The sequence below is a fragment of the Sulfurihydrogenibium sp. genome (assembly GCF_028276765.1).
GTDB lineage: Bacteria > Aquificota > Aquificia > Aquificales > Hydrogenothermaceae > Sulfurihydrogenibium.
The window spans coordinates 1-12,173 of record NZ_JAPYVU010000001.1; the positions used below are offsets into that span (position 1 = coordinate 1).

General features: G+C 32.9%; 9 protein-coding genes. 3 read left to right on the top strand and 6 right to left on the bottom strand.

Annotation, left to right across the window (positions count from 1 at the left end):
- Window positions 1-857: 857 nt before the first annotated feature.
- The 6 genes from ppsA to Q0929_RS00030 form a co-directional block, all read right to left on the bottom strand.
- Entirely contained in the window at window positions 858-3,287 is a 2,430-nt protein-coding gene (ppsA, locus tag Q0929_RS00005) for a phosphoenolpyruvate synthase (RefSeq protein ID WP_299237545.1), read from the bottom strand.
- 5 nt (window positions 3,288-3,292) lie between these two features.
- On the bottom strand, window positions 3,293-5,329 hold the full coding sequence (gene glyS / locus Q0929_RS00010; protein ID WP_299237627.1) for a glycine--tRNA ligase subunit beta: 2,037 nt from the start codon (window positions 5,327-5,329) through the stop codon (window positions 3,293-3,295).
- Window positions 5,310-6,203 carry a glycine--tRNA ligase subunit alpha gene (locus Q0929_RS00015; protein ID WP_299237546.1) on the bottom strand — a complete coding sequence of 298 codons (894 nt, stop codon included), beginning with the start codon at window positions 6,201-6,203 and terminating at the stop codon, window positions 5,310-5,312. The genes glyS and Q0929_RS00015 overlap by 20 nt, the downstream gene beginning before the upstream one ends.
- A gap of 306 nt (window positions 6,204-6,509) precedes the next feature.
- On the bottom strand, window positions 6,510-8,234 hold the full coding sequence (gene recJ / locus Q0929_RS00020; RefSeq protein ID WP_299237547.1) for a single-stranded-DNA-specific exonuclease RecJ: 1,725 nt from the start codon (window positions 8,232-8,234) through the stop codon (window positions 6,510-6,512).
- Entirely contained in the window at window positions 8,234-8,482 is a 249-nt protein-coding gene (locus tag Q0929_RS00025) for a curli assembly protein CsgG (protein WP_299237549.1), read from the bottom strand. Before Q0929_RS00025 ends, recJ begins: the two co-directional genes overlap by 1 nt.
- Window positions 8,483-8,852: 370 nt before the next feature.
- Window positions 8,853-9,065, bottom strand: a complete 213-nt coding sequence (locus Q0929_RS00030; protein WP_299237550.1) for a hypothetical protein — start codon at window positions 9,063-9,065, stop codon at window positions 8,853-8,855.
- 27 nt (window positions 9,066-9,092) lie between these two features.
- Between Q0929_RS00030 and Q0929_RS00035 the strand changes: the two genes are divergently transcribed.
- The 3 genes from Q0929_RS00035 to Q0929_RS00045 are packed head-to-tail and all read left to right on the top strand — an operon-like array spanning window position 9,093 to window position 12,170.
- Window positions 9,093-10,007, top strand: a complete 915-nt coding sequence (locus tag Q0929_RS00035; RefSeq protein ID WP_299237551.1) for a protoglobin domain-containing protein — start codon at window positions 9,093-9,095, stop codon at window positions 10,005-10,007.
- A 40-nt stretch (window positions 10,008-10,047) separates the two neighbouring features.
- Window positions 10,048-11,511: a cysteine--tRNA ligase gene (cysS, locus tag Q0929_RS00040; protein WP_299237552.1), complete on the top strand. Its 1,464-nt coding sequence runs from the start codon at window positions 10,048-10,050 to the stop codon at window positions 11,509-11,511.
- Window positions 11,496-12,170, top strand: a complete 675-nt coding sequence (locus Q0929_RS00045) for a class I SAM-dependent methyltransferase (RefSeq protein WP_299237553.1) — start codon at window positions 11,496-11,498, stop codon at window positions 12,168-12,170. Before cysS ends, Q0929_RS00045 begins: the two co-directional genes overlap by 16 nt.
- Window positions 12,171-12,173 lie beyond the last annotated feature (3 nt).

A 12,173-nucleotide genomic window follows, 5' to 3' on the forward strand; every position in this document is an offset into this window, starting at 1 on the left:
GCTTCAATTCCTCATAGGTAGGCTACAAACCCGTTAAATTTTAACTCAAAAATAAATTCGTAAAAACCTTATTCAATTGCCAAGTTGTAAAACATTATACCAAATTTTTAAAAAATCCGCAAGTTGAAGTTTTTTGCAGCAAACCTCGATATACAGAAAATATATTATTATATTTTATACTTCAACTTCCCATCACAAGTCAACCGCTGAAAGCCACAAACTCAGAAGCCCGCTGCAAATACCACTCCTTAACTTCCCGATCTTAAAAAATTTTAAAACAAAAAATTCTAAATCTTTAAAAATTTAAACACCAAAAAATCCAAAGTCAAAAAGTTTAATTCATCAAATACTTACAACTGCTCTTAAAAAAATTTCTTTCAAACCATCACTACACAAGCTTAAATCAAACATCAAAAAATAAAATCACTTTATCAATACTTTAGCTTCACTAACTGCTAAATCATCTCACCAATTCACCGAGCAATCAATCAAAAATCACTAAACTATTGATAAACCAATCTCCAACGTCTCACGTTTTACGTTTTCACGTAAAATAAGCTTGTGCAGGCTAACCTATTCAATTGTCAATGCACAGTTAAATTAAAAAATTAAAAATGTGGTAATATACAAAAAATTTTTCTACCTGTCAAGCAGATGTATAGGGTGTGTTCCAAAATTCTCGTTAGCTTGCCTTCCTGTCATCCCAAGGCCGAAGGATCTCCTCTTTTTAAATTCTATAAAAACCGCTAATTTCTCACCCCCAAGGTATTTATATAAACTATTTTTGATGACAGTAAGGACAGTTATCAAAATTACATAAAAATGGAGACCTAAATGGTCCCCATATCATTTATCAATTAATTTAAACCGAGTTTTTTCTCTATTTCGTAGATTGCTTTCGTTGTTTTGATGATAGAGTCAGGGTTAATTGAAATTGTATCTATTCCTTGTTCTACTAAGAATTGTGCAAAGTCTGGGAAGTCAGAAGGACCTTGACCACAGATTCCGATTTTCTTTCCTTTTTCTTTTGCTACTTTAATTACTTGAGAAATCATTCTTTTTACAGCTTCGTTTCTTTCGTCGTATAAGTGCGCAACAAGTGCAGAGTCTCTATCTAATCCAAGTGTGAGTTGTGTTAAGTCGTTTGAACCGATAGAAAATCCATCAAAGTATTCAGCAAATTGGTCAGCCAAGATTACGTTTGATGGTAATTCACACATTACATAAACTTGTAATCCGTTTTCACCCTTTTTAAGTCCGTACTCTTCCATAACTTCTAAAACTTTCTTAGCTTCTTCCGGTGTTCTGCAGAATGGAACCATTACGATGACGTTTTTAAGACCCATTTTGTTTCTTACTCTTAAAATTGCTTTACATTCAAGCCCAAATGCTGGTTTGAAAAATTCAGAATAATATCTTGATGCTCCTCTAAATCCAATCATTGGGTTTTCTTCTTCTGGCTCAAAGTATTTTCCACCTATAAGGTTTGCATATTCGTTTGATTTAAAGTCAGAGAATCTAACAATAACCGGCTTAGGATAGAAAGCGGCAGCAATTTTAGCTATACCATAGGAAAGTTTTTTAATATAGTACTCTTCTTTGTTTTCATATCCAAATGTTTTATCTTCAATAATTTCAGCTAATTCTGGGTCTTTCTGCTTGATTTCATCAAATCTTATTAAAGCTAATGGATGGATTGAGATATAGTTATTGATAATAAACTCTTCTCTTGCAAGACCAACGCCTGCGTTTGGTAGGAATGAGAAGTCAAATGCTCCTTCTGGTGATGCAACGTTCATCATTATTGGAGTTTTAGTTTTTGGTAAATCTTTTAAGTCAAACTCTTCTACTTCAAACTCTATTTTTCCTTCGTATACATAGCCCCTTTCACCTTCCGCACAAGAAACGGTAACTTCTCTTCCGTTTTCAAGTACTTCTGTTGCATTTCCTGCTCCAACCACTGCCGGAACGCCAAGCTCTCTCGCTACAATTGCTGCGTGGCAAGTTCTTCCACCTTTATTTGTTACTATTGCAGCCGCTTTTTTCATGATTGGTTCCCAGTCCGGGTCTGTCATATCTGTAACAAGAACCTCTCCTGCTTGAAACTCTTTTGCATCTTCTAAATCGTGTAGTATCCTTACTTTTCCAAAGGCTACTTTATCACCTACCGCTATACCTTCTAAGATTCTTTTCTTAATTCTTTCCTCGTAGGGTTCTGTTATTTTGTATGTGATTATCTTAGAATGGTCTTTTCTTGAATGGATTGTTTCTGGTCTTGCCTGAACTACAAACAACTCATTTAACTCTCCATCTTTTGCCCATTCTACGTCCATAGGTGTCCATTTTCCGTACTTGTTTGTATAGTACTCTTCTATTGCCATTACCCATCTTGCAAGCTTTAAAACTTCATGGTCTTCAAGACAGAATTTAGCCTGTTCTTCTTTAGAAACTGCTACAATTTTTGTTCTTTCATCCGGGTCTGTTCCGTAAACCATTTTATGTGTCTTTCTTCCAAGTTTTTTCTCTATAATTGCTTCATATCCTTCTTTTAGGGTTGGCTTAAATACTAAGAATTCATCCGGAGTAACTGCACCTTGAACTACCATCTCACCAAGCCCGTAAGATGCATTTATTAAAACTACATCTTTAAATCCACTGTCAGAGTCTATGGAGAATGAAACACCGGATGCTGCAAGGTCAGACCTAACCATCTTTTGTACACCTACAGCAAGCCCTATTGCGAAGTGGTCAAATTTAAATGCCTCTCTGTAAGAAATAGCTCTATCTGTAAATAAAGATGCAAAACAGCTTCTTATAGCTGATAGTAATGTCTCATCACCTTTGATATTTAAGTATGTGTCTTGCTGACCTGCAAAGGACGCGTTTGGCAAGTCTTCAGCAGTAGAAGAAGACCTTACAGCAACGTCAACTCTAAACTGACCATACATTTTGCTTAATTCTTCATATGCTTTTAGTATCTCATTTTTTAAATCCTCCGGAAACTGTCCACCTTTAATTAGTTCTCTTACTGTTAAACCTCTTCTTGATAAATCTTCAATGTTATTTGGGTCTAAACCTGCTAAAATTTCACGAATTTTGTCTCTTAGATTGTTGTAATCAATAAAGTAATGATAAGCTTTAGATGTTACAACAAAACCCATTGGAATTTTTACACCGATAGATGAAAGTCCTTTGATCATCTCACCAAGAGATGCGTTTTTACCACCTACTAACTCTACGTCCTCCATACTCACTTCGTTAAGCCACATTACAAGCTTTTTAGCCATTTTGGTTAACCTCCAATTAATTTTGTAAAATCTGCTATATTTCTAAATAAATCGTTGATTTCTTTCAACAGGCTTAGTCTGTTATTTTTAAGTTTTTCATCTTCTACCATTATCATAACATTGTCAAAAAATCTGTCTATGTATGGCTTTAATTCAAGCATTAATCCTAAGGCTTTATCGTAATCTTTGTTTTCAATAAACTGTTTAAATTTATCTTTTATTCCTATAAATTTTTTGTAAAGCTCTTTCTCTGGTTCTGATACTAATAAATTTACATCAGCGTTTGAAAATTTAAAATCTTCTGGAATGATATTTCCAACTCTTTTAAATACCATTATCACGTTTTCATAGTCTGGCAGGTTTCTTAGTTGTGATAATGCCTTTACTTTTAGATAATTTCTGTATATATTTCCATCTTTTAAAGATAATACAGCATTTATAATGTCAGTCTTGTAGCCTTTTGATTGTAGATAGCTTTCTAATCTTGAAAGTATAAAATCTAAAATACTTTCATCATCTATGATTTTTCTTAAATCTAAATCTATCTCTTTCTCAACTAAAAGCCTTACTATTCCTATTGCGTTTCTTCTTATTCCAAATGGGTCGGCTGATGGTTTTGGAAGCTCTCCAATTTTTATGAAAGAAATTACAGTATCAAGTTTATCTGCCAGTGCAAGAAGCGTTCCAAGGTTTGTTTCTGGAATGTTGTCTTCTGCTGTTTTTGGAAGGTAATGCTCATAGATTGCTTTTGATATTTCTTCCTCTTCTCCTTGCTTTTGGCTATAATACATTCCCATTATGCCTTGTAGCTCGTCAAACTCTTTTACCATTTCTGTAAGTAAATCAGCCTTAGATAGCATAACAGCTCTTTTTATTTTTTCAGTATCTTTATATCCGATTAAATCGGCTAATTTTAAAGCCAATTTTAAGTTTCTCAATACTTTGTCATACATAGAGCCAAGCTTTTCATGAAACTGAATGCCTTTAAGCTTTTCTATATTATCATCAAGTTTTTTCTTTAAGTCTTCTTTATAGAAGAATAAAGCATCTTCTAATCTTGCTCTTAAAACTTTTTCATAGCCGTTTTTTACTATATCCCTATCTTTTACTGCATTGTTTGAAAAAGCAAGAAATTTTGGAATTAACTTTCCATCTTTTTCAAAGTTTAGATATCTTTGATGATACTTACAAACAGTAATGATAACTTCTTTTGGAAGTATAAGATATTCTGGTGAAAAATCTCCTACTATGCCAACCGGGAACTCTGTTAAACATGTTATTTCATCAATAAGCTCATCGTCTTCTATAATGCTTGCGTTTAACTGTCTTGCAAAGCCTTCGTACTGGGTTTTAATTGAGTGTTTTCTGTCTTCAAAGTTTGCTATTATGTATCCAAGCTTTGTGATTTCTTCATAGTCGTTTGCATGGTTTATATCTTTTCTTTCTCCTCTTCCAATCGGCTTTGTCATAAATCTGTGAAGATAGGTAAATCTATCTGCTTTAACTGATGCTACTTCAAATTCTATAACTTTATCATCTAACAAAGAAATTATCCATCTTATTGGTCTTGGAAATCTGTAATCTGAGTTATTCCATTTCATAGATTTAAGCTGTGGAAATTGATTAAACAGCTGTGGGATTTTGTGTTTGATAAATGATTCTAAGCTTTCTCCTTCTTTTTCTATGGTAGCTCCTAAGTACTCGCCTTTTTCTGTTGTGATTTTTTCAAGCTTTTCAAGTGGTATACTGTTTTTTTCTGCAAAAGATAATGCTGCTTTTGTAAATCTACCTTCACTGTCAACGGCTACCTTGTATGGAGGTCCAATTAGTGTAATTTTTTGATTATCTTGTTTTTCTTTAAGATTTTTTATTAAGACCGCCAATCTTCTTGGCGTTGCATATATTTTTATGTTTTCTGGAGACTCGTAAATAAAAAAGTCTTTAAATGCCTGATTTACATATTCTTTTAAAAATTCTTTGTACGTTAGTATAGCTTTTGGTGGAAGCTCTTCACACCCTATTTCAAGCAGATAAGACTTCATCATTTCTCCTTTTTATAAGTGGATATCCAAGCTCTTCTCTGTGTTTTACAAATGCTTTTGCACATTCTCTTGCAAGATTTCTAACTCTTGCAATATATCTTGCCCTCTCATTAACAGATAATGCACCTCTTGCATCAAGCAAGTTAAATGTATGCGAACATTTTAAAGCATAATCATAAGCCGGGATAGGTAAGTTTAAAGATATAAGTTTGTATCCTTCCTGTTCATACATATCAAAGGTTTTGATAAGAAAATCTACATCTATAACTTCAAAGTTGTGAATAGACCATTGTCTTTCTGCTTCTTTATAGATATCTCCGTATGTTAAACCTTCTGCCCAAACTATGTCATAAACGCTATCTTTGCCTTGTAAATAGGTTGCTATTCTTTCAAGTCCGTAGGTGATTTCTACGCTGATTTCCGGTAAATCTAAGCTTCCTGCTTGTTGGAAGTATGTAAACTGGGTTATTTCCATACCGTCAAGCCAAACTTCCCAACCAAGCCCCCAAGCTCCAAGTGTCGGACTTTCCCAATCATCTTCAACAAATCTAATATCATGCTTTGTAAGGTCTATACCAAGAGCTTGTAAGCTTTCAAGGTATAACTCTTGCGGATTTTCCGGCGTTGGTTTTAGTATTACTTGAAATTGATAGTAATGTTGAAGCCTGTTTGGATTTTCTCCATATCTTCCATCTTTTGGTCTTCTTGATGGTTCAACGTAGCAAACATTCCAAGGTTCAGGTCCAAGAACTCTTAAAAAGGTTGCCGGATTCATCGTTCCAGCACCAACTTCTATGTCATAAGGCTGCCATAGAATACAGCCCTTTTCTACCCAGAATTTTTGGAGAGTCATAATTATATCTTGAAATGTCATTTAGTATCTCCATTTTGATATTTAAGGTTAAAATATTTTAACATAGTTTGATGATACCTCGAGTGAGAAATTAGCGGTTTTTATAGAATTTAAAAATGAGATCCTTCGGCCTTACGGCTTCAGGATGACGAAGAAAACTTGATAATCACATACTTGACTACGGGCAACCCATATTTGTCATTCTGCAGCCGGCGAAGAATCTCATGCTTTTATTGAATTTCTCACCCCGAGGTATTAGTAATATTTAGGTAGAATTTTAAAATGGAGATCTTTCGGAAAGTCTTTAAGATGGCACAATACGAGAAATCACTTAACAATCTTTAGGTCATCTATAACAAAATCTAAATTTTCAAAACCTTTGTAATAATTAATCTCGGGAGTATAGACGATGTCTATTACCATACCAACGCTTAATTTATCCAATAATTCTTTGGCTTTCCAGCTTTTGGCATTAAAGATATTTTTATTCTCATCTTTTAAGTTTAAAATTAGCAAATTCTTAGCCGGATTTGTAAAAAACTCAATCTTTAAATTTCTTGCCAAGAACTTCGGTATAGGGTTTTTCTCTCCAAATGGTTGTAAGGTATAAATTTCTTTAACTTTTTCAGTAGTCCAATAAGACATCGGAACTTCCATGTCTATCTCTTTAACTGCCCATGGTTTTTCTTCTGCAACCTCTTCAACTGCTTGGTTTAATCTTTCTTTTAATTCAGGTATCAAATTTGTTTTTAAAGACATTCCAGCTGCCATTGAATGTCCACCGAATTTATCGAATAAATCTCTACATTTATCTAAGGCTTTGTATATATTTACTTTTGAAACGCTTCTTGCTGAACCTACTGCTTTTCCGTTGTTTACAGATAAAATCACAGAGGGTAATTTATACTTTTCTGTTAATTTTCCTGCCGCTATTCCAACTACTCCGCTGTGCCAACCTTCCTTTCCTATTACTATCACGTTTTTTAGATCTTGCTTTTGCAACTCTTTTTCTGCTTCAGATATTACATTGTCTGTAAGTCTTTGTCTTTTTTTATTTAGATTTTCAAGTTCTATTGCCAATACATTTGCTCTTGATTGGTCTCTCGTGATTAAAAGCTTTACAGAATTTCTAGCATCTGCTAATCTTCCCGATGCATTAATCCTTGGTCCTATTATAAAGCCTATATCCTGAGATGTTAACTCTTTTTTTACCCGTGCAACGTTTAAAAGCTCTTTAATTCCAGCTCTTTTTTGCTTATTTAACTCTTCAAGACCGATCTTTACCATAACTCTATTTATAAAAGACATAGGAACAACGTCTGCTACAGTTCCTATTGCCACAATATCTAAATAATCTCTAAGCTTTATATCAATGTTTAAAAGTCTTCTTATAATCGCTATCAAGTAAAACGCTATTCCTACCGTTGCTAAATGTTTAAAAAGTGGATTTATCAGCTTGTCTGAATAAAATTTTGGATTTATGATATTTATTTTTTCACTTAAAAATGGTGGTGTGTAGTTTTGCCAAAGATGGGAAGGTTCGTGATGGTCCAAAACAAACACTTCAAATCCTAAGCTTTTTGCATAGAATAGCTCATCAAAAGCATTGGTTCCGCTATCACATACGATTAATACTTTGCCATGCTGAGATAGTTTTTTAATTGCTTCTTTATTTAGCCCATAACCTTCTGAAAATCTGCTTGGAATGTAATATTTTGCATTTACGCCCAAATCTCTGAAAAAGTTTATAAGTAATGATGTGCTTGTGATACCGTCTGCATCGTAATCTCCATATACAACGATTGGGGTTTTTCTTTTGATATGCTCTGCAAGTTTTAAAGCTATCTCTTCAAGACTGTAAAAGTAAGAAGGATTTACAAGATTTTTTAATTCTGGAAGGATGTAATCTTGAGAAAAATCTTTATCAAATAGGTCTCTTCTATTGTATAAAACCTGTGCAAATATTTTTCCGTACTTTTTTACTAAAAAGTCCGGTGCTGGGTTTGTTTTTGATAAATCTATCCACTGATAGCCTGAAATTCCTACTTCCATCAATTATCTCTCTTCTTTGTAAATTTTAAAAGCTCACCATTGTTTGCGTCAATAGTTACGTATCCTTTATCTCCATAAACTTTAAAATAACACTCACCTTTTCTTGATTTGCTTAACTTTACAGAATGTATAGTTCCAACGTATGGACCTGCAATATCTTCAACCTTAGATACACTTAGATTCGGCTTACATTCTTCTGCATTTACAGAAAAAGCTAAAATTAGTACTGCAAGAATTTTTTTAATCATGATATAATACCTCTCAAGGATTTTACGTAATATAAATAGAATATCATATTTTTGAGATAAACTTTTCAGCAAGCTTGTAAGGTTTTAGTTTTAAACTTCTATTTTAAGATGTAAGAATGAAAGTATTAAATATAATATCCTCGATACGTCGCGTGAGAAATTTAACAAAAACATGAGATTCTTCGCTTACGCTCAGAATGACAATTTTGGTTTTTTTGAATCAGTCTCATAGAAAAGCATAAAAGAGTATCAAATCAGAGACTAGTTCTTAAACCTATCTGGCTATTTATTTGTTATCTGAGGCTGTAAGCCGAAGGATCTTCTCTTTAAATGTCATATATCCGCCTTCACACGTCACGCTATTTATTTCTTAACCATCATCCGGTAAAGATTCGTCATATCCCCATTTTTCATTTATTTCCGTCCTTTCTCTTTCTTCCCAGCAGTTAGCACAAAAAAACAAACCTTCTATATTAGGGTCTTCTTTTAGATTTTTCTTTGAACCGCACTTGAAGCATTCTTTTTCTTCGAAAAATTTCTTTTCTTCTTGCATAATTTCACCTGCAAGATATATAATTACCACAAATTAATCCTACCGAGGAATTTTGTAATGATAGAAAACATAGAACAGATAAAAAAAGATTTTGATTTTAACCACGAAGACGTAGAAAGAATAAAAAAGCTAAAGTCAATTTTAGAAAAGTACTTGGATGAATTTATAAGTAGGTTCTATTTTTTTATCTCCAGATTTCCTGATTACAATCAATTTTTAAAAAATGAAGACATGATTATGAGACATAAATTAGAGTTAAAAAATTGGTTTCTGGACCTGTTTAGTGGAAACTATGATGAGAGCTACTTTTCAAAGCTATATAAAATTGGAGAAGTTCACGTAAAAATAGGGCTTCCAACCCATTATGTTAATGCTGCATTTAATTTTGTAAGAAGGTTTATCATAGAAAAAATAGATGTAGAAATTCAAGATAGAAATGAAAGAAATCTTTATGTTGCATCTATTGGAAAGCTACTTGATATAAATCTTGATGTCTTGACGTTGGCTTATAGAGAGGAAGAGTTAATTAGGTATGGAGCTTTGTCTAAATATGCGAAAATTTTATTTGTTTTCGCAAAAAGATTTTCTGAAATAATTGATTTTGCTATACTTGGTGCATTGGTTATTGTTGCTTTGTTTGTATTTGTTTTGTTTGGGTATGATATCTACAAAGTTTTATTTAATATTATTCCTTTTGAAGAAGGGATAGTTGCTTTACTTGGTAGCTTACTTATGCTTTGGGCTGTAGCGGAGTTAATGAACGAAGAAATAAAACACTTTAAAGGTGCAGGATTTGCAATAACGGTTTTTGTGAGTATTGCTTTAGCTGCAATGATTAGAAAACTTTTAATTGCTTCTTTGTCAGAAAGCGGAGAAAAGAAAGCGATGGAGCTTGCAGCTTACAGCTTTGTTATTTTGGTTCTTGGTATAGTCTATTGGCTTATAAAGAAAAATAAACAGCAAGAAGTTTAGATATGCTAAAATTTTATAAACATCTTACACGGAGTAAACCATGAGTCTAAAGATATACAACACACTAACCGGAAAAAAGGAAGATTTTGCACCTATAAAGCCAGGGGAAGTTAAAATTTACACCTGTGGTGTGACGGTTTATGATTATAACCATGTAGGTCATGGTAGAAGTTTAATTGTTTTTGATATGATTAGAAGATATTTAAGATATCTTGGATACAATGTTATTTTTGTAAGAAACTTTACCGATGTGGATGACAAAATCATCAACAGAGCAAAAAATGAGTGTTTACCATTCAATGTTATTGCAGATAAATTTATAAAAGAATACTTTGATGATGCAGAAAAATTTAGAATAGAACCAGCCGACATAGAGCCAAGAGTTACAACACACATTCCTGATATTATAAATTTCATTCAAAAGCTTGTTGATGCTGGTTATGCATATGAAGCTGATGGAGATGTATATTTTTCTGTAAGAAAGTTTAAAGAGTATGGAAAGCTTTCTAAAAGAAGTATAGATGAGCTTTTAGCTGGTGCAAGAATTGAGCCGGGAGAAAAAAAGAAAGACCCGCTTGATTTTGCATTATGGAAGTCAGCAAAAGCAGGAGAGCCTTACTGGGAATCTCCATGGGGTAAAGGAAGGCCTGGTTGGCATACAGAATGCTGTGCAATGATATTTAAACATCTTGGAGAAACGATTGATATACACGGTGGTGGTTTAGATTTAACTTTTCCACACCATGAAAACGAGATAGCACAAGCAGAAGCTTTAACAGGAAAACCATTTGCAAGATACTGGATTCATAACGGCTTAGTCACTGTAAACGGACAAAAAATGTCAAAATCTCTTGGAAATTACATAACACTTAAAGAGATTTATTCTAAATACGAACCAGACATTTTAAGGTTATTAGTTTTATCTGTTCATTATAGAAGTCCATTAGATTTTTCTTGGGACAAAATGGAAGAGACTAAAAAAGCTTATGAAAGGCTTAAAAATGCAATTGAGGAGGCAGAAGTTTTAAATAAACTTCCAATAGAAGAAAACTTTGAAGGAGATTTATATAATGCCATCCAAAAAGCACAATCTGGTTTTTACTCAGCAATGAGTGATGACTTTAACACACCGGAGGCCCTTGCATCTTTATTTGGTCTTGTAAGAGAAATGAATATTTTAAGAGATAAAGCTATTAAACATGGTGGAATCTCTAAGAAAGCATTAGAATCTTACAAAGAAGCAGCGAAAACACTTCACGATATAGGAAGAGATATATTCGGACTGTTTGACAGTCTGCAACCATGCGTAAAACAAGAAGAAATTAAATCTAAAGAAAAAGAAGAGAGTATAAACGAAGACTTAATTCAAGTGCTGATAGAAGTAAGAGAAAAAGCAAGGAAGGAGAAACAGTTTACAATTGCAGACTTAATAAGAGATAAGCTGGCTGAAAAAGGAATAATCTTAGAAGATACACCATTTGGAACAAAATGGAAAAAGGCGTAACAGAAAGGATATTTGATAGCGTTTACAAGTCTTACGACAGTTTTTTAAATTTTGCTACATTTGGACTGATTAATAAATGGCAAAACCAATTAATTTCAGCTACAGATTTAAAAGGGTATGTTTTAGATATTGGAACAGGAACGGGAGAGATAGTTAGAAAGCTTAGGGAAAAAGATAAGGAATGTTTTATCTACGCAGTTGATTTGTCTTTTAATATGCTAAAAACTGCTAAAAATAAAGTCTTTGACGAAAAAATAATTTACATTAGGGCTAATGCGTTAAAACTTCCGTTTAAAAACTCGTCTTTAGATAACATCTTCTTTTCTCTTGTATTTAGACATTTACCAAGAGAAGAGATTACCAAAGAACTTAGAAGAGTTTTAAGACAGTACGGTACAGTCTCTATTCTTGAAATCGGGAAACCAGAAAATAATATTTTTTATAAATTCATCCATTTTTTTGCAGATAGATTGTTTAGACCAATAGGAAGGCTTATCTTTTCAAAAGAAGAGTGGGATTATTTTGTAGAATCCATAGAAAATACTATGAAAATATCTGAAATAAAACCTTTTTTTAATAAACATGGATTTAATGTTAAGTTTTTAGAAAAGAGATTTTTTGGATTAATTCATTTGATAGTTTTGGAAAAAATAGAGTGAAAA